Raw genomic sequence first — 23,917 nt, 5'->3', positions numbered from 1 at the left:
ACTGACGAAACCGTGCGGCGGGGGCTAAAGTTCCATTGGAAATCCCGGGTGGGACAGAATGTCCGACACTTTTATGTGACGTCTCGTGAACGGCCGTGGGCGGCGCGGGGCGCCAGCCGAAATCATTGCGCGACAGCGAAGGCACGCATGGCGACACGTTGGATAAAGGCCACGACCCGTTCAGGTTCCACAAATTGCGGCATGTGGCCGAGACCTTCGACCCGTTCGAAGTCGAGGCCCTTAATCTTGTCCAGCATCGGTTCGCCATGAACGGCCTCGCCGATCACCTGATCGCTGGTGCCGAACAGGATGCCTGACGGCATCGCTATGTCGCGGTAACGCCGTTCGATTTCGCCAAGGTCCCGTTCCACGGCCACGACATCGGTGGATGTGGCGAAATAGTGGGACGGACGCAAGCCGAGCCATCCCCCGCCGGCGACCATGTAGTCCGCGGGGACCGCTTGCGGCGCGAAAATGAACCTCAGCGTCGGCCGCGCGTAACGAAGGCTGAGCGGTATCGCCACCGTATAGGCCAGGACGCGGCGCAGCAGCGGCGATGGAACATAGAGCAGCTCAAACCGCTGGCGTATCCTCGCTTCGTGATGCGTCAGCGGCGAGAGCAGCGCAATGCCAGAAATTGCCGTCGGGTGCCCGGTTGCCAGAGCAAGCGCGATGGCCCCGCCGAGCGAATGGCCGACGACGAGCGGCCGCTCCAGGCGCAATTCCTCGATGAAGCGCCGCACGATGTCGGCCTGTTCGGGCAATCGGCCGGTCGCGCCCCTTGCCCGAACCGAATAGCCGGAACCCGGCCGGTCGAGCGCGATCAGCCGGAAACCAGGACCGAAACGCCCGAACATCGTGTGGCGGAAATGGTGGAGCTGAGCGCCGAGCCCGTGCACGAAGACGATAGGTCTGCCTTCGCCCTCTTCCAAATAGTGGATGCGGTTGCCGTCGATCTCGATGAATTTCCCGCAAGGCGGCACCAGTCCTTCGGCCTTTGCCGCGATCCTCCAGGTCGCAAGCAACAGGGCGAGCACGGCAAGGGCCGCTGCGGCAAGCAGGCCGGCGAGCAGCCACAAGACAATCGATATCGGCATGTTTTCACCCCGGCCCGACCGACCGCACCATATCCGCAACGGCCGCCGCCACAAGCGCGCATCCGACACATTCCCGGTTTCGATTGCGGCCGACCGCCGGCCGCGTTATCTCAGGCGACCTTTTGCGCCGGAGCCCGCCATGCCTGAAATCGTCACCGCCGCCATGCTCGTCATCGGCGACGAGATCCTCTCCGGCCGCACCAAGGACAAGAACATCGGCCATCTCGCCGACATCATGACGGCGATCGGCATCGATCTGAAGGAAGTGCGCATCGTCCCCGACGAGGAGGACGAGATCGTTGCGGCGGTGAATGCCGTGCGCGCCCGTTATACCTACGTCTTCACCACCGGCGGCATCGGCCCCACGCATGACGACATCACCGCCGACTCGATCGCCAAGGCCTTCGGCGTGCCCTGCGAATACGACGCCAAGGCCTACGCGCTGCTCGAGGCAAGCTATGCCGGGCGCGRCATCGAATTCACCGAAGCGCGCAAGCGCATGGCGCGCATGCCGCGCGGCGCCGACCATATCGACAATCCCGTCTCCGTCGCGCCGGGCTTTCGCATCGGCAATGTCCATGTCATGGCCGGCGTGCCGTCGATCTTCCAGGCCATGCTCGACAATGTCGTGCCGACGCTCAAGGCCGGCACGAAGATGCTGTCGGCCACGGTGCATTGTCCCTTCGGCGAGGGCTTGATCGGCGGGCCGCTGGCTGAGATCCAGAAGGCGCATCCCGACACGATCATCGGCTCCTATCCCAAATATGGCGACGGCAAATTCTGGACCGAGCTCGTCGTCCGAGCCCGCAGCGAGGAAGCGCTCGAGGCCGCGCGCAAGGACGTCGAGGCGATGGTGGCGGGCTTCGTCAAGGCCGACTGACCGCCGTTCGGCTGGAACCAGTCAACGCGCTGAGGCGTTCCTTCGCTGCGCACGCGCGTAGCGCAAACAATTGAGGGACCGGTCATGCGCTTCAAGACAATCGTTGCCATTTTGCAGAACGAACAGGACGCCGAGCGCGTTCTCGATTGCGCCCTTCCGCTTGCCGAGAGGTTCGAGAGCCATCTCGTCGGCATCCATGCCGAGGCGCTTCCCGTGCCCTACACATCGGCCACCGGCTTCCCGGATACCGAATTCCTCCAGGTCTCGGCCGAGATGAACAAAGAACGGGCCGACAAGTTGCAGGCCTATTTCCTGAAGCGGATCGAGGAATCCGGCCTGTCCTTCGAGTGGCGGAGCCTGGAAAGCTTCTCCGGCGACAGCGCGCTGACCGGCATCTCGAGCGTGCGCGCCGCCGATCTGATCATCGCCGCGCAGCGCGATACCGGCGGCGACCCGAGCGCCGACGTCGACACGCTGGTCTACGATGCCGGCCGGCCGGTRCTGGTCGTGCCCCACGCCGGGCCGCTGGTCACCACCTTCCGGCGTGTGCTGCTTGCCTGGAACGGCAGCAAGGAAGCGGCTCGCGCGGCTTTCGATGCCCTGCCCTTCATCGCCGAGGCCGACAAGACCGACATTCTCGTCATCGACCCGCCGGAGACACTCGATGAATCTCCGGAAGCCGCCGGCGCCGAGATCGCAGCGGCGCTGTCGCGTCACGGCGCCAATGTCGGCGTCTGCGTGCAGAAATCGGACGGCTCCTCGGTCGACGATATCATCCAGTCGCGGATAACCGAGTCCGGCGCCGATCTTCTGGTGCTCGGCGCCTACAGCCACTCCTGGCTGCGCCAGCTCTTGTTCGGCGGCGTCACCCGCACGGTGCTGCGCACGACGAATGTGGCGGCCTTCCTGTCGCGCTGATTCATTTTAGCGCGACGCGCCTAGAGTCCACAGCCCTGGCCAGCCCTCCCCTTGCCAAGCCCGGCGCTTTCCGGCTAATTCCGCCTGCATTCCAGTGTTTCTGCGCGCCGACGGCGCGCCTTGCGGAGTGCGAACCATGTCCCTTCCCGAAAAAGCTTTTCCCGTCTCGTGGGACCAGTTCCACCGCGACGCCCGTGCGCTTTCCTGGCGGCTTTCCGGCGCCAGCAAGGGACAATGGAAAGCGATCGTGTGCATCACGCGTGGCGGACTGGTGCCCGCCGCCATCATCGCGCGCGAGCTCGGCATCCGCATTATTGAGACGGTCTGCGTCGCCTCCTATCATGACTACACCAGCCAGGGTCAGTTGCAGGTCCTGAAGGAGATATCGCCTTCGCTGCTTGCCGATGACGGCGCCGGCGTGCTCATCATCGACGACCTGACCGATACCGGCAAGACCGCGGGCATTGTGCGCGCCATGATGCCGAAGGCGCATTTTGCGACCGTCTATGCCAAGCCGAAGGGCCGGCCGCTGGTCGATACATTCGTCACCGAGGTCAGCCAGGACACCTGGATCTACTTTCCCTGGGATATGGGCTTCACGTACCAGAAGCCGATCGCGGATGATCACGCGGGCTGAACGGCCGCTATTGCCTGAAAAATCTGGCCGGAACCGATCACGGACGATCACGCCGGCCGAGCGGGCCCTCATGTCACCAGAGGAACTGCCTCAAAAGCCGGTCCTGTAACCGCGCCAATGAACGCAACTACTTGGGCAGATGACCTTTTCTGGTGGTATTTCCCGATAGAGTGAAGTTTTTTACTTTTAAAGCCCACAATTCGCCATAAGATTCGTAAGGTGGCAAACGATTCTGGAGGCTGGGGCAGCTTCTCATCATGTTGACGAGGCCGGCGACGCACAACCAGATGGCCGAAAGAGTCCGGCGGCTCTTTGGCGTCGCGCCTTGTCGCCTGCAGGTTGCCGCCTTGCCCTGGCGTGAGGGCGAGAACGGCGTCGAGATCATGCTGATCACCAGTCGCGACACCGGGCGCTGGGTGCTGCCAAAGGGTTGGCCGGAGGCCAGGGAACCGCTTTGCGAGGCCGCCGCGCGCGAAGCGGGCGAGGAAGCCGGGCTGCGCGGCACCGTCTCGCATCTCGAAGCCGGTCGCTATTTCTATGCCAAGGTCCTCGCCTCAGGCGAGGAAGTGCCTTGCGAGGTGCTGGTCTTTCCGCTGCATGTCGAGCGCGTGGCGGATCGCTGGAAAGAGAAGCGCGCGCGCACGCGCAAATGGGTCGGCCCGGACGAAGCCGTCAATATGGTCAACGAACCCGACCTTTGCCAGATCATAGCCGGCTTCTGCGCAGCGCCGCACAAGTTCGCCTGATTCAAAGCAATCCCAGGGAAAAGTGCGCGGTTGGGCTCGGCGACTTCGCCATAGCCTTCCGTCCGGAATTGCGTCGTATCGCAAGATCGTCAGACGCGGCCGAAATCATCGGAACTGAGCCGGGTCCAACGATCGCCCATCAAACCGCCGATGAAGATGTCGCCGGAGCGGACCGCTTCCGTGACCTCGGCAATGCGCGAGCGCACCATCGTGCCCCCGGCATAGTGGAAGAAGACGTTCTTGTAGCCGAAGAGTTGAGGCATGAACCTGCTCTGGGTCTGGCCGGCAATGCCCACGCAGCCCAAATCCCGCGCAGCCGCAATGAGAGCATCCAGCGTTGCCCCCCAGTGGGACCCGGACGCCTGGATTTGCAGGAGGTTCGCGATGCCGCCGGCCTGGCCATAGAAGGCGTAGCATCCCAGCATCTTGCCTGTTTCATCGTGAATTCCGCCGAAATGAAGTGGCCCGTCGGCTTGCTTCTCAGCCGCCAGCGCGAGCAACCGCGGCAACTCGCCATCCCTCCAGCTCGGACGCAGGGAATAATCGGCCATGAGGACAGGCAGCCGCTCCGCGAACCGGGCCGCATCGATCGRCTCCCGATGGATCCGTTGGCTTGACGAATGCTGGGCCGCCGGCTCGAACCTTTTTCGTGCGAGCGCATCCAACGCTCCCGCGAAGGGATCGAGCGCAAGACGAGRCATCCCCGGCCATTTGCGGCGCAGCATGGCGACGGCCATAGCGCCCGGCCGGAAAACACAGGTCCATTCCAGACAATGCACCGGCAGGAGCTGATACTTCATCGGACGCGCGAAGGCCAAGGATGTCCGGTTGGCGGAATCGGTCAGGTACAGGTCGAATTCGCCTTGATGCAGGGCACGCAGCAATTGTGGCCCGGCCCAACCGTGGTCGATGCTGGAGTCGGTCATGAATGGACCGATGATGGCGGCGTTCAATGCCGTTCCGTTGAGCTCATAGCGGGCCCTCAGGACGCCCATGAAGCCACCCAATCGGCCCTGCGGGTCGATCTGGACAAGAGCCTTGCTCTCATCGCCGCCGAGGTAAAGCTCCCTCATATAGTCCGCCGTCCGCGCGATGGCGCGGTCGCGCTGGCGGCGACGATGGCGAAACTTCGTCAGGAAGAGCGCGGCGACATGCTCGAGATCCCCGGCGGCCAAATGCCGGACCAAGCCATGGGATTCCAGCGCCGACGGCCCGACCACCTTGCCCGGGCCCGCTTTTGCGGAAACAGGATTCATCGTGAATGCCTATGCGAAAGCGCTGAAGGCTGCCGTTGTTCCCAAAGGAATCTCCATCCGGTCGCTTCCTGCAAAAAAATCTCAAAGAGGCCTTACTCTGCCACTCCCAGTTTTCTTTTCTGTAAATACATCAGGATAATTGCTTAAAGCTATAAACATACATAAAAACTAAAATAGAAACTCATAAATGTTAGGTATATATAAAGTAGTTTGAACAGTGTATTGAGCCGCCCTAACCGCATGACGGGAGGGCGGTTGCAAATGCAGGCGGACTGCCCGGACGATCCTGGCGGGGTAGCAAGGGTCGGACATAACGCCCCGCGGCCGTTTCCGTGAAACGGTGAAACGCTCCAGCGAGATTGATCCCGGGCCGCATGGCGTCTGACTGCGCCCGGCTAAAGCCGGGCGCAGTCCTTTCCTCAGGCGACGAGGCCCTTGGTCAATTCGAGCGCCTGACGCTCGAAGAGCCGCCGGTAGATGCCGCCGTTCAGCCGGATCAGGTCGTCATGCGAACCTTCCTCGGCGATACGCCCGCGATCGAAGACCAGCAGCCGGTCGAGCGCCCGCACCGTCGAGAGCCGGTGCGCGATCACCAGGGTCGTGCGCCCGACCATCAGCCGCTCCATCGCCTTCTGGATCAGCACTTCCGATTCCGAGTCGAGGCTCGACGTCGCCTCGTCCAGGATCAGGATGCGCGCATCGGCCAGGAAGGCGCGGGCGATCGCCACGCGCTGGCGCTCGCCGCCCGACAGCTTCACGCCACGCTCGCCGACCAGGGTTCCATAGCCCTTGGGCAGGCTGGTGATGAAATCATGCGCGCTGGCGAGCTTGGCTGCGTGCTCGATCTCGGCTTGGCTGGCGCCGGGCCTGGCATAGGCGATGTTCTCGGCAAGCGAGCGGTGGAACAGGATCGGCTCCTGCTGGACGATGGCGATCTGGCCGCGCAGCGAGGCCTGCTCGACCTGCGCGATGTCCTGCCCGTCGATCAGGATCCGCCCGGCATTCACGTCATAGAGTCGCTGGATCAGCTTGACGAAGGTCGTCTTGCCCGAACCCGAATGCCCGACCAGCCCGATGCGCTCGCCCGCTGCGATATCGACCGAGAAATCGCGGTAGAGCGGCAGYCGATGATTGCCGTAGTGGAACGTCACCTTGTCGAAGGCGATGYGTCCATCGGTGATCCGGATCGGCTGGGCGCCGGGCCGGTCCTCGATGCCGAGCGGCTCGGACTGGAAGTCGACCAGTTCCTCCATGTCGTTGATCGAGCGCTGCAGGTTGCGGATATGCGTGCCGATGTCGCGCAGATAGCCCTGCAGCACGAAGAACGAGGTCAGCACGAAGGCGACATCGCCGGCGCTTGCCTGCCCCCAGGCCCACAGCATGAGGGCAAGCCCGATAACCGCCGCCCGCATCACCAGCAGCAGCACCCCTTGCGTGGTGCCGTTGGCGGTGCCGCGCATCCAGGTGCGGCCGGTGCGCAGACGCCACTTGGCGACGACGCGCGCCAGCCGCGTTTCCTCGCGGGTCTCCGCGCCAAAACCCTTGACGACGGCATTGCAGCTCACCGCGTCGGCCAGCGCGCCGCCCAGCCGCGTGTCCCAGCTGTTGGCGAGCCGCGCGGCGGGCGCGACATAGCCGAGCGACAGCATCGCCGTGACGGCGATGAACAGCGCCGAGCCGGCCGCCACGACGGCTCCCATCAGCGGCCAGAACCAGCCGAGTAGCAGCGTCGATCCGACCAGCATGACGACCGACGGCATCAGCGCGATCAGGATGGTATCGTTGAGCAGATCCAGCGCCCACATGCCGCGCGTTATCTTACGCACCGTCGACCCGGCAAAGCTGTTGGCGTGCCAGTCGGTCGAGAAACGCTGCACCCGATGGAAGGCATCAGCGGCGATGTCCGACATCATCTTCAGCGTCAGCTCGACGATCCACAGGAAGGCGACATTGCGCAGCACGACGCCTGCCAGCGCCAGCGCCATCAGGATCGAGAACGCCACCATCGCCGCATTCCACGCGACTGCGTCGGTTCCGGCGCCGCCGGCGACGGCATCGACCAGGCGGCCGGAATAGAAGGGCGTCAGCACATCGGCCAGCGTCGAGAGCAGGAAGGCGCCCATGATGAGCGAAAGCCGCCACGGCTGGCGCCGCCAGTGGCTGAACGTGAAGCCGAGCACGCTGCGAAAGGCGCTCGCGCGCAGATCAATCTTGAAACGAGCCATGATGTCATCCGGGCGCAAACGAGCCCGGTCCCGGAAAAATCGAATTGGAAAACCCGCATCAGCGCCCTGCGGCGCCGCAAAAGAGCGGGAGGTTCAGTATGGTGGACCGCCTGCCCTGAGGCGGCGACCGGCAGCGGCAAATGCCCGTCCTGCGTCCGGCTCTCCGAAAAAGCTTCGGAAAGCCCGAGCAGACCTAGGCTTCGCGGCCTCGCATAACGATGTCAAATCCTGCCATACGGTCCTCCCGGAAGGGAATCGCGGAGACGCCCTTATAGGGAGACATCAGCCGGTCGCCAAGCCGGCCTATCGCCAAAACGGCATCTGGTCCAAGCACTGAGACGAATTTGCAACAACGGCGGGTTGTAGCGGGACCTCAGGCAGCGGGTGAGCGATCCAGCCGCATGTAACGACCCTCCGTCCGGAATCCGAACTTCTGATAGAGGCTGTGAGCGTCGTTGGTTGTGAGGCTCCAATGAGAAACGGTCTTCATATCGGGATGATCGAGGAGTGCTTGCACAAGCTGTTTGCCGATCCCATGCCCGCGACGCTCCGGCCAGACGATGACGTCGAGTAGATAGGCAAAGACGGTATAATCGGTGATCACGCGGGCGAAACCGACCTGCTCACCATCGAGATAAGCCCCGGCGCAAAGCGAGTTCTCGAAAGCGCGGCGGTTGGCCTCGTCGGTGCGGGACGCACCCCAATAGCTTCGCATGAGCTGGTCGGAGGTCGCCCGGAAATCGATCCGCGACAGGTCGAAACTGATTTCAAGCATGCGAAGGCTAACCGCGGTCCCGGAACCGGTTGGTGATCGGGTAGCGGCGGTCGCGGCCGAAATTCTTCCTCGTGATCTTCACGCCGGGCGCCGCTTGGCGGCGCTTGTATTCGGCGATGTAGAGCAGGTGCTCGACGCGCGTCACCGTCGCCCGGTCGTGGCCGCGCGCGACGATGTCGTCGACGCTCATCTCGTTCTCCACCAGACATTCCAGGATGTCGTCCAGCACCGGATAGGGCGGCAGCGAATCCTGGTCGGTCTGATTTTCGCGTAGTTCCGCCGACGGCGCCTTGTCGATGATGTTCTTTGGGATGACCTCGCCCGAAGGGCCGAGCGCGCCCGGCGGCACATGCGAATTGCGCCAGCGCGACAGCGCGTAGACCTGCATCTTGTAGAGGTCCTTGATCGGATTGAAGCCGCCGTTCATGTCGCCGTAAAGCGTGGCGTAGCCGACAGACATCTCGCTCTTGTTGCCGGTGGTGACGACCATCGAGCCGAACTTGTTGGAGATCGCCATCAGGATGGTGCCGCGCGCGCGGCTCTGCAGGTTTTCCTCGGTGATGCCTTCCTGGGTGCCTTCGAAGAGCTGCGTCAGCGCATGCTTGAAGCCTTCGACCGGCTCGGAGATCGRCACGATGTCGTAGCGGCAGCCAAGAGCGCGCGCGCAGTCTTCCGCGTCCTTCAGCGAATCCTTCGACGTATAGCGATAGGGCATCAYGACGGTGCGCAGCCGCTCCTCGCCCAGCGCATCGACGGCCAAAGCCGCGCAGATGGCGGAGTCGATGCCGCCGGAAAGGCCGAGCACCACGTTCTTGAAGCCGTTCTTGTTGACGTAGTCGCGCAGGCCCAGCATGCAGGCCCGATAGTCCGCCTCTTCGCGCTCCGGGATCTTCGACATCGGGCCTTCCGAGCAGACCCAGCTGTCTCCCTTTCTCTTCCAGGTGGTGACGTCGACCGCCTCCTCGAACTGGCTCATCTGGAAGGCAAGAGTCTTGTCGGCCCCGATGGCGAAGGACGCGCCGTCGAAGATCAGCTCGTCCTGCCCGCCGAGCTGGTTGGCGTAGATCATCGGCAGTCCGGTTTCGATGACCTGGCGGATCACCACCTGGTGGCGGACGTCGATCTTGGCGCGGTAATAGGGCGAGCCGTTCGGCACCAGAAGGATTTCGGCGCCGCTTTCGGCCAGCGTCTCGCAGACGGCGATGTCGCCCCAGATGTCCTCGCAGATCGGAACGCCGATGCGCACGCCGCGGAAATTAACCGGACCCTGCAGTTCCGGCCCGGCCTGGAACACGCGCTTCTCGTCGAACTCGCCATAATTCGGCAGGTCAAGCTTGTAGCGCTCGGCAATGATCTTGCCACCGTCGGCGAAGACGATGGAATTGTGTGTGCCCGACTTGCGCTTCAGCGGCGTGCCGATGATGACGCCGGGGCCGCCATCGGCCGTATCCTTGGCGAAATCCTGCGCCGCTTTCTCGCATGCCCTCAGGAAGGAAGGCTTGAGCACCAGGTCTTCCGGCGGATAGCCGGCGAGGAAGAGCTCGGTATAGAGCACCAGGTCGGCGCCCTGTCGCGCCGCGTCCGCCCTTGCCTCGCGCGCTTTTGCCAGATTGCCGGCGACGTCGCCGACAGTCGGGTTGAGCTGGGCGACGGCGATGCGCAGGATATCGGGAGCGGTCTGGGTCATGGAACGGATGTAGCGTGGCTCAAATCGCCCCGCAATGGCGTTTGGTTGTGCCACTCAGGATCGACCACAGGTCGTATCCTGATAGATCGGCAACGCTGATCAGTCCTGGCCACCTAGTCGCCCATATACTCGCGCAACGCCTCCGCCGAGCGGTTCTCGCCGATCGACATCGCCAGGATGCGCGAGATGTGGCGGCGCGGCAGTCCGGTCTCGGCCGACCATTGGTTGATCTGCGCCTGGATCTTGTCGAGGTCCCGCTTCGAGGTCGGGTTCTCGGCGATATCGAGGCCGGCGTCGCGCAGCGCCGCCGCCATGTCCGACGAGACGACGAACGTGTCCCATTCCAGCCAGCGCAGGAAATACTGGCCGGTGTTGCCGCCGAGACGGCTGCCATGCTTGGCGAGATAGGCGGTCAGGCCGACCTGATCATCCGCAGGCCATCCGGCGATGAATTTGCCGAAACTGCCATGCTCCTTCGAGACGCGGTCGACGAAGGCGGCGTTGTCGCGCACCGACTTGATCTTCTGCGGGTTGCGCACGATGCGGCTGTCGGACGCCAGCTCGTGCCAGAAATCGTCGGGCTGGAACAGAAGCCGCTTCGGCTCGAAGCCGAGGAACGCTTCCTCGAAACCCGGCCATTTCTGCTCGATGACCCGCCACACGAAGCCTGCGGCGAAAATGCGCTCTGCCATGGTGGAAAGAATGCGATCGTCGGGTACTTTCGCCACCGCCGCATTGTCGGGCCTAGGGCCAAGCAGCGGCTCCAGCACCGCCTCGCCGCCCTTGCGCTTTGCCGCCCGTGTATGGATTTTCCGGAAATCGAGCATCTTTGTCCTCGCCCTGTTCGCCGCAATCTAGCACTTCACGTCCGGCCCGGCAGCCTCTACGTCTATCGACGCCCGGGCGAAGGAGAAGACAGATGAACAAGATCGTCGAGGACATGGCGAACCGTTTGCTCAAGCGAAAACCGGAAGGTTTCGGTCCGCTCGAGAGCCGCGTGCTGCAATCGACGCTTGAGCGCACCACAATCACGCGCGACACCAACAAGGCCGTCGCCTTCCACGCGACCTATGGCGACCGCGTCGCCGACACGATCGCCAGGATCGGCGGCTCCTGGTCCTTCATCCTCGGCTTCCTGGCCTTTCTCGCCGTTTGGACTGTCGGCAACGCCTGGCTGCTCACGCGCGACGCCTTCGACCCCTACCCTTTCATCTTCCTCAACCTAGTGCTGTCGATGCTGGCGGCGATCCAGGCGCCGGTGATCATGATGTCGCAGAACCGCCAGACCGAGCGCGACCGCATCGACGCTGCGCATGACTACGAGGTCAATCTGAAGGCCGAGATCGAGATCATGGCCTTGCATGAAAAGCTCGACGAGCTGCGCCACAGCGAGATCATCGGCATGCGCGACGAAATCCTGCGCATGGCCGAGCAGATCAGGCGCATCGACGAGAAACTGTCGGCGCGGCCAGCAACGGAATGAGCGAGACCATCCATCATCTCATCGAGCAATACGGGCTGATCGCGGTCTTCCTGGGTTGCGTCGCCGAAGGCGAAAGTGCCGCGATCCTTGGCGGCTTCTTCGCCCACCAGCATGTTTTCGTGTTGTGGCAGACTTTCCTCGCCGCCTTTCTCGGCGCTTTCGCCGGCGACACCTTCTTCTTCACCCTGGGACGTAGCTTCGCCGAACATCGCTATGTGAGAAGATTGCGCAGGCGTCCGGGCTTCAGCCGCGCCTATCGCCTGCTTAACACCCATCCCAACATATTCGTACTGACCAACCGCTACATCTACGGCATGCGCCTGGTCGGCGGCATCGCCGCCGGCCTGTCGACTGTGCCCGTGCCGCGTTTCGTCATCTTGAATGCCATCTCCTCTGCGGCCTGGGCGGCCCTGTTCAGCGGCATCGGCTATATCTTCGGCCTGGGCGCGGAACAGATGGTGGGTGAGGCGTTCGCGCGGCATGAACGCCTGCTCATTGCCCTTGGTGTTGGCCTCGTCGTCGCTGTTGTTGCCTGGCTGGTCGGCCATCATTTTGCCGGACGCGAACGCGCCAAGGAAGATCAGGCAGGGTCCTGATCCGCAAATTCAGATCGGCGCGCCGATCAGGCGCTCGATCAAGGCGATGCCCCAGACGCCGCCGGCGATCACGATCGAAATCAGCACGGCCAGTGAGCCGCAATCCTTGGCGAGCTGGATCTCGATGTGGAATTCGCGCGAGATCGCGTCGCAGGCTGCCTCGATGCCGGTGTTGAGCACTTCGACCATGATCAGCAGCAGCACGGCGCCGATCAGCAGGGCATAGCCGCGCCAGGAGACCGAGATGAACCAGCCGGCAGGCAGGGCGAGCGCAAGCAGCATCAGCTCCTGCTGGAATGCCTTCTCGTGCGCGGCAAGCTTGCGAAAGGCTCGTACCGAATTGATGAAAGCGTCGATCAGCCGCTGCATGCCCAGCCCCGTTTCGAGTAACCGTCAGGGGGATATCGCAACGGCCGGATCAAGGGAATAAGGCAGCCGCGTCAAAAATCATTCGTCCGCCACCTTTATCGACGGCGTCGACTTCTCGAACTGCGGCAACCCGTCGTCGATCGAATAATAATCGCCCTTGTCGCCGACGAAGATGTGGCTTTCCGCGGAAAGGCCACTTGGCCTCTCGAAGGATCCGGCCATGATCGAGATCGTGTCCAGTTCATTGTGCTTCCAGAATAGCAGCGAACCGCAGGTGCGGCAGAAGCCGCGTTTCGCCACGTCGGACGCGCCGTACCAGTTGAGCGAATCGGCGCCCTCTATGACGATATCGGCATCCTTGGAGGCAGTTGCCGCGACGAAATGGCCGGTTTGCCGGCGGCATTGCGAGYAGTGGCAGTAGACGACGCCGCGCAACGGGCCGCTCGTCCTGAAACGCACTGCCCCGCACAGGCACGATCCGCTGTGATTGTCGTCCATCCGGGCCTCCTTCGACCTTCCGCTGATCCATTGCCGGACAGAATTTCAGGTTTGAAATGGCTGGGCGCAGGCAAATGCGACACCGAAGCGGCGCGTTTCAAAAGCTGCGCCTCACACGGCTTTGCACCCTGCGGTAGCAGGGACATCGAGGAAATGCAGGCCATTAAGGAAACTTTAGCGCAACTGCATCTATGATTCCTGCAAGCGAAAGTCGTGTTGGGGACGCGCCGTCGCATTTATGGTTCCGATTCAAATCCCCGCATGCGCGACACCCGGCGGTGGCAGGTCTCCGGTCGCACTGAAGGGTAGTGAACAGAACATGCAGCCGGCAGCCGTTCCGACCGACAGGAATACCGACATCGCCAGCACCGTCGTGGCGACGATGCGTCAGCTCGGCGTGCTCGGATTGCCGCGCAACTATGAGATCTTCTACGAGGCGCTGAGCGGCAGCAATCATGAGCTCAGCCTTGCCGTCGTCTCGTTGAGCAACCGCCCGACCCAGGAGGACCTCGACGGCATCGGGCGCACCTTCTTCCCCCAGCATCACGGTCCGGCCATCGTCGAGCACGCCCGCGAGATGGTTGCGAACGAGCTCGAGGAAATCGCCGCGCTGTTGCGCAGCGAACGTTCGCATATCGAAAAATATGGCCGCATCCTCGATGAGACCTCGATCGGCCTGAGCAACCGCAGCCTGCTTTCCCAGGAAATCCTCCAGAAGATCGCCGGCGCGATGTCTGCAGCCACCAGCTCGACGATCGACCATGGCCGCCAGATCGCCAGCACGCTCAGCGAAAAGACGGCCGAGCTTGAAAGCGTCAAGTCGAAGCTCGAGGAATACAAGCGGCTTGCCGACACCGATCCGCTCACGCAGCTGTGGAACCGACGCGCCTTCGACAAGGAGATCACCCGGATCTACAACAGCAACCGCGGCATCCTGTTCAACGCCTTGATCCTTGCCGATATCGATCATTTCAAGGACATAAACGATCGCTACGGCCATCCGGTCGGCGACAGGATCCTGCAGATCATCGCCGAGATCTTCCAGTCCAGCGTCCGTTCCGACATGTTCGTCGCGCGCACCGGGGGCGAGGAGTTTGCGTTTATCGTCGAGGGAGCCAGCGAGGGCGCCACATACGAGATCGCTGAGCRCATCCGCGTGCTGATCGAGCATACCCCGTTCACCAGCAGCCAGACCGGCATCAATTACGGCACCGTTACCGTGTCGCTGGGCATCTGCATGGCCTCGGAGGCCGAAAACCCCGAAGATCTCTACGCCAAGGCGGACCGCGCGCTTTATCGTTCCAAGGTCGGCGGCCGCAACCGTGTGACGAAGCACTCGGCCACGGCCGGCCGGGCCGGTAAAGGCTGGCTGCTTTACAAGAAAGATTGACGTCGCCCTTTCCAGATGAATTTTTGTGGATTATATTTTCCATAGAAATGAAAGGGTGCGCTCATGCAACGTCCAGTCGCGGCCGCGGCGGCGGCCGAAAACGCTGTCATCACCAAGGCCACGCTGCGCGCGGCAGATCTGCTCGACATCACCGCCAGGACGCTCGCTCTGGTCATCGGCGTGTCGGAAGCGACGGTCTCGCGCATGCGCAAGCAGGAATTCCTGCTTGAACGCGGTACCAAGCCGTTCGAGCTGGCGGTGCTGTTCGTCCGCCTGTTCCGCTCGCTCGACGCGATCGTCGGCGGCGACGAGACCGTTGCCCGGGCATGGCTGAAGAACCCCAACACCACGCTCGACGGCACGCCGCTCGAAAAGATCCTGACGATTGCCGGACTTGTCGATGTCATTGCCTACCTGGACTCCCGGCGCGCTCTCGTCTGAGGCCGTCAGGCTCGAAGGCAAGTACTGGCGCATGGTCGAGGCGCAGCATCGCGTCTCGACCCTCAAGCTCGTCGACACGCTCGACGAGCAGTCGCTGCTGGAAGACCTCATCGAGGACACCAAACCGCATATCCCACTGGAATGCCGCCACCTCCATTACGTGTTGTCGACGCCTTTTCGCTATGGCTCCGTCTATCCATACGGCTCGCGCTTCCGCCGCGCCGGCAAGACCAAAGGCGTTTACTATGCCGCCGAGACGGTGCTGACGGCGGTGGCGGAAATGGCCTTCTACCGCTTGCTGTTCTTCGCGGAGTCGCCGGCGACGCTATGGCCGAACGACGCCGCGGAATACACTGCCTTCGCTGCTGCGATAAAATGCGACCGCGCGATCGACCTGACACGGCCGCCGCTCGATCGCGACGAGAAGGCCTGGACCCAGCCCACCGATTACACCGCCTGCCAGGCGATCGCCGATGTCGCGCGCGAAGCCGAACTGCAGGCGATCCGATATCGCTCGGTGYGCGATCCGAAGGGCGCCAACATCGCGCTGCTGACCTGCAAGGGCTTTGCCAAGGCAAGGCCGCTGGAGCCGCAGACCTGGCGCATCCGGATCGGCTCCTTCGGCCTGCAGGCGATCAGTGAATTCCCGGAGAAGAGGCTGGAATTCTCACGCGCCGCCTTTTCCGATCCACGACTGGCCGGAATGCGCTGGGAGCGCGGCCACTGACATCAGCGGTAAGGCTGTGTCGAGATTCAGGTCAGGCCGAGTCGAAAACGGTGGCCTCCGAGAACCGGAGCGGAGCGTACTAAAGTACGTGAGCACCGGAAGCGCAGGAGGGCGCCGTTTGCAGGCCGGCCTCACCTGAATATCGGCACAGCTAGGCCAGGATGTTGACCGCACGCGCGGCCACCAGTGCGATCGTCAACAGCGAGATCATCGCCTCGGCCATCATCAGGAGCTTGGCGCGCTGCGTGAGCGGCAAGGTGTCGGTCGGCGAGAACGCCGTGGCGTTGGTGAAGGCCAGGAAGACATAGTCGACGAAGCCCGGCAGCCAGCCCTGTATCTCGCGATCGGGCAACGTCATTTGCGGGAACAGGAAATCGGCATGCGCGCGCTTGACCAGGCCGCAGGTCGGCGGACCGCCGCGGTCGGTGCTCCAGAACCACAGCGCGAAGACGATCACATTGGTGACCCAGATGTTGAGCGCGTCGACGAGCAGTGTCGTGCCGGCGCCGGCATGTCCTTCCAGCAGCGCCCGCACCAGGAAGACCAGCGACCCGCAATTCATGATGCTGATGACGCCCGTCATCACCAATGCCGTGCGGCGGATGTAGAGGCGCAATCGGCCGATAGCGTACCAATGCTCATGGTCGACGGCGTTGCGCGTCTGCATCTGTGTCCAGGCCGTTGCTATCGACAACGGCACGAGGAGCGCGGCCTCGACCGTCGGAGCCAGCCAGCGTGGGCCGAAGGACAGGTTGTTGATGACCAAAAGCTGCAGGCAGATGATGACGAGAACCGCCGCGCGCGCCGACCAGAAGTCGAGCCCACGGTGATGGATGACGGCGTGCTGGTGACGCATGGAGGCACCTGGATGACTGGAGCATGATGCCGAAAAGTGTGGAGCGGTTTTCGGACGCATCATGCCCTGCCGCTGGAACCGCGGCGCTCCGAATAGGGGGCCGGCTCAAGCAACGATCAGCCGGGGGGGCCATGCCCGAAGCGCCGGCGATGGGTTCCATCGCAATCTTGGTTTTACAATGTTGCGGAAGAATACATTTTCGTAAGCTTTTGYTATCGGACTGTTCAGCAGTCCACCGGTGTGATTTTAGGCCCGCATGTCGAGAACCACTGAATCCGTTCATCTTTGGCCGTCGGCAATCGCCGCGGAGGGCAATTTGCCTTCGATCTGGAACGGATTGGTCCGGCACCCATGGCGATTGCTGGCGCTTTTATGCCTGGCGCAGATCGCTTGCTGGACCGTCATGCCGGCGATCGTCAATGTCGGGCCGCCCCGCGACGTCGTCGAGGGGTTCATGTGGGGCCGCGAGTGGGTGCTGTTGACCTACAAGCACCCGCAGCTGCCGTGCTGGCTGCTCGAGATCAGCCATCTCCTGACCGGCTCGTTCCGCTGGCCGCAATACATGCTGTCGCAATTGATGATCTCGACGACGTTCGTCCTGGTCTATCTGCTTGCGCGCGACATCATGGGCTCGACCCGCGCGCTCGCCGCCGTGCTGTTGATGCCCTCGATCTACTTCTTCGGCTGGCCGACCCCGCAATTCAACCATGACTACGCGCAGATGCCTTTCTGGGCCGGCATATCGTGGCTGCTGTGGCGTTCGGCGTGCGATGGACGGCCGGGCTGGTGGCTCGCTCTCGGCCTCGTTTCCGGCCTGGGGCTCTACGCCAAATTCTCGACGGCTTTGCTGCTCGCCTTTGGCGGCATCTGGATACTATACGACGCCCGTGCCCGAAGCCGGCTTGCCACGCCATGGCCATGGCTCGGCCTCGCGGTTTTTCTTGGCGTCGTAACACCCCTGGCGATTCAGCTTGCCCGCCTCGACTTCTTGCCGTTGACCTATGCCGCGCATCGCAACGCCTGGGTGCTCGCCAACCGCGCCCGGCTTTACTATATCGGCGTTCAGCTTGCCGGGCTCGCCGCGCTTCCCGTCGTGCTCGCTCTTTCCGGCCTGCTGCGACGGCAGGCCGACTCCGCGCAAGCCCCCTTACCGGCCGCCCCCGAGCGGCGTGCGGTTGTCTACCTGGCATGGATGGGTCTGGGGCCGGCGCTCCTGATCATGGTCGCCTCGCTGTTTACCGGCACCGGCGAGTCCTGGGGCGCGACGATGTACAATCTCGTCGGGGCCCTGGCAATCGCACTTCTGGGCCAGCGGCTGGGACCTGCTGAATTGCGCCGGTTGGCGGTGCTGGCGCTGCTCTGCGTGGTTGGCGTATCGAGCGCCTACGCGGTTACCCGCTGGACAGGTTGCAACGTCCTTGGCCGCCTGCAGCCGATGTGCTGGCCGGCGCGATCGATCTCGCAGACGGCCGAGGCGATCTGGCATGAGACGGTGCCCGGACCATTGGGCATTGTCGGCGGCGATGACGGCGTGGCCCAGCTTGCCGGACTGGAAGCCACGGACCAACCTTCCATCTTCACGACCCTCGACCGGCGCCTTGCCCCCTGGATCACGGACCAGCGCCTGCGGGACCAGGGCATGCTGCTTGTATGGCCGCACGGCTGGAATCTCTCCCCGCAACAGCAGGCCTGGATTGCCGGCCTGCCGGTCAAGACGGTGCCATTCGACTGGTCGCTCAAAGCACCGCCCTTGGAGATCAGCTTTGCCGTCATTCCGCCCGGCAGAGCCAACTTCCCGGGCGACCCGCCCGGACCGCCCGATCCGGAATGACCCGCGATCCGAATTGAAGTTTATCAGCCCGACGTCAAAAGGCGCCGGCGTCGCCGCCAGCGCCTCCAATGATCGGCGTCCGAGCCTCGCTCAGGCGTTGGCGGCCTGCTTGTGCTGGACCGGATGGCTCTTCTTCAAGAGGTCCGACACCAGGAAGGCGAGCTCGATCGCCTGGTCGGCGTTGAGGCGCGGATCGCAATGGGTGTGATAGCGGTCCTGCAGGTCTTCCGCCGTGATAGCGCGGGCGCCGCCCGTGCATTCGGTGACGTTCTTGCCGGTCATCTCGACATGGATGCCGCCCGGATGCGTGCCCTCGGCCCGGTGCACCTCGAAGAAGGTCTGCACTTCCTTCAGGATGCGGTCGAACGGCCGCGTCTTGTAGCCGGCCGCCTCGATCGTGTTGCCGTGCATCGGGTCGGATGACCACACCACGTTGCGGCCTTCCTTCTTCACCGCGCGGACCAGCTTCGGAAGATGCTCGGCGACCTTGTCGGAGCCGAAGCGGGCGATCAGCGTCAGCCGGCCCGGCTCGTTCTCGGGATTGAGCAGGTCGATGAGTTCCAGCAAGCCATCCGGCGTCAGCGACGGGCCGCATTTCAGGCCGAGCGGATTCTTGATGCCGCGGCAATATTCGATATGCGCATGGTCGGGCTGGCGGGTGCGGTCGCCGATCCAGATCATGTGGCCCGAGGTCGCGTACCAGTCGCCGGAGGTCGAATCGACGCGCGTCAGCGCCTCTTCGTAGCCGAGCAGCAGCGCCTCGTGGCTGGTGTAGAAATCGGTCTCGCGCAGCGCGAAATTGGTCTCCGACGTGATGCCCACCGCGCGCATGAAATCCATCGTCTCGGTGATGCGGTTGGCGAGCGCACCGTATTTCTCGCCCTGCGGGCTGTCGGCGACGAAACCCAGCATCCAGCGATGTACATTCTCCAGGCTGGCATAGCCGCCCTGCGCGAAGGCGCGCAGAAGGTTGAGCGTCGCGGCCGACTGGCGATACGCCATTTCCTGGCGCGCGGGATCGGGGACGCGCGACTTGGCGTCGAACTCGATGCCGTTGATGATGTCGCCACGATAGCTCGGCAGCGTCAAGCCGGCCTTGGTCTCGTTGTCGGACGAGCGCGGCTTGGCGAACTGGCCCGCGACGCGGCCGACCTTCACCACCGGCTGCGCGCCGGCGAAGGTGAGCACCACCGACATCTGCAGAAAGACGCGGAAAAAGTCGCGGATGTTGTCGGCGCCGTGCTCCGCAAAGCTTTCGGCGCAGTCGCCGCCCTGCAGCAGGAAGGCTTCGCCGGCGGCGACCGCTGCCAGTTGCTTCTTCAGCTTGCGCGCCTCGCCGGCAAAAACCAGCGGCGGATAGGTTGCAAGCCGCGCCTCCGTGGCTTGCAAAGCCCCAAGGTCCGGATAGGCCGGGACCTGCTTGATCGGCTTTGCCCTCCACGAATTCGGCGACCATTTCGTCATCGCTGCACCCAAACGCCCTTTCGGAGCAACTCCGGGAAAATGCGAAATTTCCGTCCGGAATTGCATCAAACAAACCGGCGAGCGTCCTTGCCCGCCATTCCAGCCTCGATACGAGGTCGCGGCTCCTTACACGAAGCCGACTGCCTATTCTAGCCGGGTTTTTCAGTGGTGGCGAATGCGTTGGGCTATCCGGCTTGCCGAGGTGGGCGTCGTTAGGCGGCTTTGTCGACCAATCTTGCCAATTGGGTCATGACGACAGCCGAGCCGGCAAGCCGCTTCTCCGCATTCGGCCAGTCGCGGATGAAGACGACGCTGTGGTCGGCCCTGATCTTGGCCAGCGAGCCCTGCTCGCCGATGAATTTCACCAGCCCGACCGGATTGGGGAACTCGCGCTTGCGGAAATGGATGACGACGCCCTTGGGACCGRCATCGAGCTTCTCGACATTGGCCTTGCGGCAGAGCGCCTTGATGAAGACGATCTTCAACAGATGCGTCACCTCTTCCGGCAGCGGCCCGAACCGGTCGATCAACTCGGCGCCGAAGCCGTCGATCTCCTCGGTGGTCTCGAGGTCGCCCAGGCGCCGGTAGAGCGCCATGCGGAGCTGCAGGTCGGGCACATAGCTTTCCGGGATCATCACCGCCGTGCCGACCGCGATCTGCGGCGACCAGCCGCCGTCCTGGACTTCGCCGGTGTCCTTCACCTCCGCCACCGCCTCTTCCAGCATCTGCTGGTAGAGCTCGAAGCCGACCTCCTTGATGTGGCCGGACTGCTCTTCGCCCAGAAGATTGCCGGCGCCGCGGATATCGAGGTCGTGGCTGGCCAGTTGGAAGCCGGCGCCGAGCGTGTCGAGCGACTGCAGCACCTTCAGCCGGCGCTCGGCCGTGTCGGTCAGCTTGCGGTTGGCCGGCAGCGTGAACAGCGCATAGGCGCGCACCTTTGAGCGACCGACGCGGCCGCGCAGCTGGTAGAGCTGCGCCAGGCCGAACATGTCGGCGCGATGGATGATCAGCGTGTTGGCGGTCGGGATGTCGAGGCCGGATTCGACGATGGTGGTCGACAGGAGCACATCGTACTGGCCGTCGTAGAAGGCGTTCATGATGTCGTCGAGCTCGCCCGGCGGCATCTGGCCATGGGCCACCGCCACCTTCAGCTCCGGCACCGATTCCTTCAGGAAATCATGGATTTCCGAAAGGTCGCTGATGCGCGGCACGACGTAGAAGGAGTGGCCGCCGCGATAGCGCTCGCGCAGCAGCGTCTCGCGGATGACCAGCGGATCGAAGGGCGAGATGAAGGTGCGCACCGCCATGCGGTCGACCGGTGGCGTGGCGATCAGCGACAGCTCGCGCACGCCGGTCAGYGCCAGCTGCAGCGTGCGCGGGATCGGCGTCGCCGACAGTGTCAGCACATGCACATCGTTCTTGAGCTCCTTCAGCCGCTCCTTGTGCTTGACGCCGAAATGCTGCTCCTCGTCGATGATCAAAAGCCCGAGATTCTTGAACGAGATCGAAGACCCAAGCAGCGCATGCGTGCCGACGACGATGTCGACCGTGCCCTCGGCAACGCCTTTCTTGGTTTCGGCCAGTTCCTTGGAGCCGACGAGGCGCGAGGCCTGGGCGATGCGGATCGGCAGGCCTGAGAAGCGCTGCGAGAAGGTCTTGAAATGCTGGCGCGACAAAAGCGTTGTCGGCACCACGACCGCGACCTGGAACCCTTCCATGGCCGCGATGAAGGCGGCGCGCAGCGCCACTTCCGTCTTGCCGAAGCCGACGTCGCCGCAGACCAGCCGGTCCATCGGCTTGCCGGCGCCGAGATCGTCCATGACGGAATCGATCGCTGTCTGCTGGTCGTCGGTTTCCTCATACGGGAAACGCGCGGCAAACTCGCCATAGAGCCCCTCGGCCGGGATCATCGCGGGCGCGGAACGCATCTGCCGCTCGGCGGCGATGCGGATCAGTTGCCCGGCCATGTCGAGCAGGCGCCGCTTCAGCCGCGCCTTGCGCGCCTGCCAGGCGCCGCCGCCCAGCTTGTCGAGCGTCGCCTCCGCCGAATCCGAACCGTAGCGCGACAAAAGCTCGATGTTTTCCACCGGCAGGAACAACCGGTCGTCGCCCGCATAGTGGATTTCCAGGCAGTCATGCGGCGCGCCCACCGCCTCGATGGTGCGCAGGCCGATGAAGCGGCCTATGCCGTGATCGGCATGGACGACGATGTCGCCGGAAGACAGCGACGACGCCTCGGCGATGAAATCGGAAGCCTTCTTCTTGCGCTTGGAACGCCGGATCAGCCTGTCGCCGAGGATATCCTGCTCGGCGACGACGACCAGACCGTCGGTCTCGAAGCCGGATTCGAGCGGCAGCACGGCAAGGCCCGCCTGCCMCGGCTCGAGCTTTTCGACCTCGGCAAGCGTCGCGACGGTCTTCAGATTGCCGAGATGATGCTCGGCGAGAATTTGCCCGAGCCGGTCGAGCGAGCCTTCGGTCCAGCCGGCAACGATGACACGGCGACGCGCCGCGCGCTCGTCGGCAATGTGTTTTACGACGACGTCGAAGACATTGATGCTCGGATCGGCGCGCTCCTCGGCAAAGCTGCGGCCATGGCGCGAGCCGGCATGAAAAACCTTCTTGCCTCCGACATCGGGCGCATCGAACACGGTGAAGTCGATGTCTTCGCGCGGGCCGAGCGAAGCCTTGAGATTGTCCGGCGACAGATAAAGCAAGTCCGGCGCCACGGGCTTGTACGGCACGGCGTCCTTCAGCGCGCTGTCGGCCTGCTTCCGGCGCGCCTCGTAATGGTCGAGGATCAGCGTGTGCCGCTCGGCCAGCGCCTCATGCGCCAGATGGTCGAAGACCACGGGCGCGTCCGGCAGATAGTCGAACACCGTCTCCAGCCGTTCGTAGAAGAAGGGCAGCCAATGTTCCATGCCTGCGAAGCGTCGTCCTTCGCTGACCGCCGCATAGAGCGCGTCGTCGCGTGAGGGCGCGCCAAAGGCCTCGATGTAGGAGCGGCGGAAGCGGCTGATCGTCTCGGGCGTCAGGGCCACCTCGCTCATCGCCTGCAGCGACATCGACTTGCGCTGCCCGGTGGTGCGCTGGGTCGCGACGTCGAAGACGCGGATCGATTCCAGCGTGTCGCCGAAGAAATCGAGGCGCAGCGCCTCGCTCCAGCCAGGCGCGAAGAGGTCGAGGATGCCACCGCGTACGGCGAATTCGCCAAGGCCGCGCACCGTCGGCACGCGTTCGAAGCCGGAAACCTCCAGCCGCGCGATCAGCGCGTTCATGTCGATCTGGTTGCCGGGCCTGGCGTGGAAAGTCTGCGCTTCGATCAGCTCGGCCGGCGGGATACGCTGCAAGAGCGCGTTGGCGGTGGTGAGGATCACGGCGCGATGCGGCCTCTTCGCCAGCGCGATCATGGCCGAAAGCGCGTCGAGCCGCCGCGCCGCGGCGTCCGCTCCGGGCGAAACGCGATCGTAAGGCAGGCAGTCCCAGGCCGGCAGTTCCAGCACCGGCAGGCCTGGCGCGGCAAAGGCGAGCGCCTCGATGATCGCCGGCAGCCGCTGGCCGTCGCGCGCGACGAACAGCACCGGCTTGTCGGGCGCGATTTCCCGTGCCGTCTCAACCAGGGCGAAGGCTTCATAGCCGTCGGCGACACCATCGACGGTGAACTGGCCAACGCGGCCCTTGGGCAGGCCGATGGAAGGGATGAGGCTCATGGATAGGCGTTTTTCAAAATGTCATGGTCCGGCGCGACGCCAGGATCTTTTGCAGAACCGCGCAATCGATATCGGGCGGAACCGGGCGTTCGCCGGTGACCATCGGGAAAAATTCGGTGTCGGGAATTTCGAGAAGTCTCTCATATTGGTTGATTTCATCGCCGGTCAAGGCGCCGATCTCGGCGTCGGCGAAGGACCCGAGGATGAGGTCCATCTCGCGCATGCCGCGATGCCACGAGCGGAATAGGAGCTTGCGGCGGCGGGCATCCAGCCCCTCGCTTGATCGCTGTGTTCCGGTCATGTCGCCGCATCCCTGTCCAAAGCGGCGCAT

22 protein-coding genes are annotated in these 23,917 nt (G+C 63.6%); 10 read left to right on the top strand and 12 right to left on the bottom strand.

All coding sequences use genetic code 11. The features are described 5' to 3' along the window. Window positions 1-122 precede the first annotated feature (122 nt). Window positions 123-1,097 carry an alpha/beta fold hydrolase gene (locus tag LCM4577_RS14700; protein ID WP_071071931.1) on the bottom strand — a complete coding sequence of 325 codons (975 nt, stop codon included), beginning with the start codon at window positions 1,095-1,097 and terminating at the stop codon, window positions 123-125. A gap of 139 nt (window positions 1,098-1,236) precedes the next feature. Between LCM4577_RS14700 and LCM4577_RS14695 the strand changes: the two genes are divergently transcribed. From LCM4577_RS14695 to LCM4577_RS14680, 4 genes are all read left to right on the top strand, one after another. Further along, complete coding sequence (locus LCM4577_RS14695) at window positions 1,237-1,977, top strand: competence/damage-inducible protein A (RefSeq protein WP_071072019.1); 741 nt, start codon at window positions 1,237-1,239, stop codon at window positions 1,975-1,977. 84 nt (window positions 1,978-2,061) lie between these two features. Continuing rightward, window positions 2,062-2,895: a universal stress protein gene (locus LCM4577_RS14690; RefSeq protein ID WP_040981419.1), complete on the top strand. Its 834-nt coding sequence runs from the start codon at window positions 2,062-2,064 to the stop codon at window positions 2,893-2,895. A gap of 136 nt (window positions 2,896-3,031) precedes the next feature. Then, complete coding sequence (gene gpt, locus LCM4577_RS14685; protein WP_040982355.1) at window positions 3,032-3,532, top strand: xanthine phosphoribosyltransferase; 501 nt, start codon at window positions 3,032-3,034, stop codon at window positions 3,530-3,532. A gap of 257 nt (window positions 3,533-3,789) precedes the next feature. Next, window positions 3,790-4,278, top strand: a complete 489-nt coding sequence (locus tag LCM4577_RS14680; RefSeq protein WP_071034890.1) for an NUDIX hydrolase — start codon at window positions 3,790-3,792, stop codon at window positions 4,276-4,278. Between the two features lie 89 nt (window positions 4,279-4,367). Here the strand turns inward: LCM4577_RS14680 and LCM4577_RS14675 are convergent, their stop codons facing one another. The 5 genes from LCM4577_RS14675 to LCM4577_RS14655 form a co-directional block, all read right to left on the bottom strand. Then, complete coding sequence (locus LCM4577_RS14675; RefSeq protein WP_071071929.1) at window positions 4,368-5,534, bottom strand: hypothetical protein; 1,167 nt, start codon at window positions 5,532-5,534, stop codon at window positions 4,368-4,370. A 419-nt stretch (window positions 5,535-5,953) separates the two neighbouring features. After that, the gene (locus LCM4577_RS14670) at window positions 5,954-7,759 is read right to left on the bottom strand and encodes an ABC transporter ATP-binding protein (RefSeq protein ID WP_071071927.1); all 1,806 of its coding nucleotides are present in this window, start codon (window positions 7,757-7,759) and stop codon (window positions 5,954-5,956) included. A 373-nt stretch (window positions 7,760-8,132) separates the two neighbouring features. Beyond that, window positions 8,133-8,534, bottom strand: a complete 402-nt coding sequence (locus LCM4577_RS14665) for a GNAT family N-acetyltransferase (RefSeq protein WP_071034892.1) — start codon at window positions 8,532-8,534, stop codon at window positions 8,133-8,135. A gap of 7 nt (window positions 8,535-8,541) precedes the next feature. After that, window positions 8,542-10,221 carry an NAD+ synthase gene (locus tag LCM4577_RS14660; protein WP_071071925.1) on the bottom strand — a complete coding sequence of 560 codons (1,680 nt, stop codon included), beginning with the start codon at window positions 10,219-10,221 and terminating at the stop codon, window positions 8,542-8,544. Between the two features lie 113 nt (window positions 10,222-10,334). After that, on the bottom strand, window positions 10,335-11,048 hold the full coding sequence (locus LCM4577_RS14655) for a DNA-3-methyladenine glycosylase I (protein ID WP_041007164.1): 714 nt from the start codon (window positions 11,046-11,048) through the stop codon (window positions 10,335-10,337). Window positions 11,049-11,140: 92 nt separating this feature from the next. On the opposite strand from LCM4577_RS14655, the gene LCM4577_RS14650 reads away from it, so the two are divergent. Both LCM4577_RS14650 and LCM4577_RS14645 read left to right on the top strand, forming a co-directional pair. Beyond that, window positions 11,141-11,704, top strand: coding sequence for a DUF1003 domain-containing protein (locus LCM4577_RS14650; protein WP_040981433.1), 564 nt, complete (start codon window positions 11,141-11,143; stop codon window positions 11,702-11,704). Further along, window positions 11,701-12,300: a DedA family protein gene (locus LCM4577_RS14645; RefSeq protein WP_040981435.1), complete on the top strand. Its 600-nt coding sequence runs from the start codon at window positions 11,701-11,703 to the stop codon at window positions 12,298-12,300. Before LCM4577_RS14650 ends, LCM4577_RS14645 begins: the two co-directional genes overlap by 4 nt. Window positions 12,301-12,309: 9 nt before the next feature. Here the strand turns inward: LCM4577_RS14645 and LCM4577_RS14640 are convergent, their stop codons facing one another. Both LCM4577_RS14640 and LCM4577_RS14635 read right to left on the bottom strand, forming a co-directional pair. Next, window positions 12,310-12,669: a diacylglycerol kinase gene (locus LCM4577_RS14640; protein ID WP_040981437.1), complete on the bottom strand. Its 360-nt coding sequence runs from the start codon at window positions 12,667-12,669 to the stop codon at window positions 12,310-12,312. A gap of 78 nt (window positions 12,670-12,747) precedes the next feature. Then, window positions 12,748-13,167: a GFA family protein gene (locus LCM4577_RS14635; protein WP_071071923.1), complete on the bottom strand. Its 420-nt coding sequence runs from the start codon at window positions 13,165-13,167 to the stop codon at window positions 12,748-12,750. Between the two features lie 319 nt (window positions 13,168-13,486). Between LCM4577_RS14635 and LCM4577_RS14630 the strand changes: the two genes are divergently transcribed. From LCM4577_RS14630 to LCM4577_RS14620, 3 genes are all read left to right on the top strand, one after another. Beyond that, window positions 13,487-14,557: a GGDEF domain-containing protein gene (locus tag LCM4577_RS14630; protein WP_071071921.1), complete on the top strand. Its 1,071-nt coding sequence runs from the start codon at window positions 13,487-13,489 to the stop codon at window positions 14,555-14,557. Window positions 14,558-14,620: 63 nt separating this feature from the next. Next, window positions 14,621-14,998: an antitoxin Xre/MbcA/ParS toxin-binding domain-containing protein gene (locus tag LCM4577_RS14625; protein WP_040981443.1), complete on the top strand. Its 378-nt coding sequence runs from the start codon at window positions 14,621-14,623 to the stop codon at window positions 14,996-14,998. Further along, window positions 14,958-15,725: an RES family NAD+ phosphorylase gene (locus LCM4577_RS14620; RefSeq protein WP_071071919.1), complete on the top strand. Its 768-nt coding sequence runs from the start codon at window positions 14,958-14,960 to the stop codon at window positions 15,723-15,725. The genes LCM4577_RS14625 and LCM4577_RS14620 overlap by 41 nt, the downstream gene beginning before the upstream one ends. Window positions 15,726-15,876: 151 nt before the next feature. Here the strand turns inward: LCM4577_RS14620 and LCM4577_RS14615 are convergent, their stop codons facing one another. Further along, window positions 15,877-16,581, bottom strand: a complete 705-nt coding sequence (locus LCM4577_RS14615) for a hypothetical protein (RefSeq protein WP_041007173.1) — start codon at window positions 16,579-16,581, stop codon at window positions 15,877-15,879. A 316-nt stretch (window positions 16,582-16,897) separates the two neighbouring features. Here LCM4577_RS14615 and LCM4577_RS14610 point away from each other — a divergent pair, with 316 nt between their 5' ends. Continuing rightward, complete coding sequence (locus LCM4577_RS14610) at window positions 16,898-18,412, top strand: glycosyltransferase family 39 protein (protein WP_244508327.1); 1,515 nt, start codon at window positions 16,898-16,900, stop codon at window positions 18,410-18,412. 90 nt (window positions 18,413-18,502) lie between these two features. On the opposite strand, the gene LCM4577_RS14605 is transcribed toward LCM4577_RS14610, so the two are convergent. The 3 genes from LCM4577_RS14605 to LCM4577_RS14595 all read right to left on the bottom strand — a co-directional run bounded on the left by LCM4577_RS14605 (window position 18,503) and on the right by LCM4577_RS14595 (window position 23,887). Then, window positions 18,503-19,876, bottom strand: a complete 1,374-nt coding sequence (locus LCM4577_RS14605; protein WP_071071915.1) for a class II 3-deoxy-7-phosphoheptulonate synthase — start codon at window positions 19,874-19,876, stop codon at window positions 18,503-18,505. Between the two features lie 212 nt (window positions 19,877-20,088). After that, on the bottom strand, window positions 20,089-23,586 hold the full coding sequence (gene mfd / locus LCM4577_RS14600; RefSeq protein WP_071071913.1) for a transcription-repair coupling factor: 3,498 nt from the start codon (window positions 23,584-23,586) through the stop codon (window positions 20,089-20,091). 13 nt (window positions 23,587-23,599) lie between these two features. Continuing rightward, entirely contained in the window at window positions 23,600-23,887 is a 288-nt protein-coding gene (locus tag LCM4577_RS14595) for a succinate dehydrogenase assembly factor 2 (protein ID WP_040982359.1), read from the bottom strand. Between the last annotated feature and the right edge of the window lie 30 nt (window positions 23,888-23,917).

It is taken from the genome of Mesorhizobium sp. LCM 4577, from assembly GCF_001854795.2.
Classification (GTDB): Bacteria; Pseudomonadota; Alphaproteobacteria; order Rhizobiales; family Rhizobiaceae; genus Mesorhizobium; species Mesorhizobium plurifarium.
Note: the sequence above shows the minus strand (reverse complement) of the source record. Positions and strands in the feature narration are given on the sequence as shown.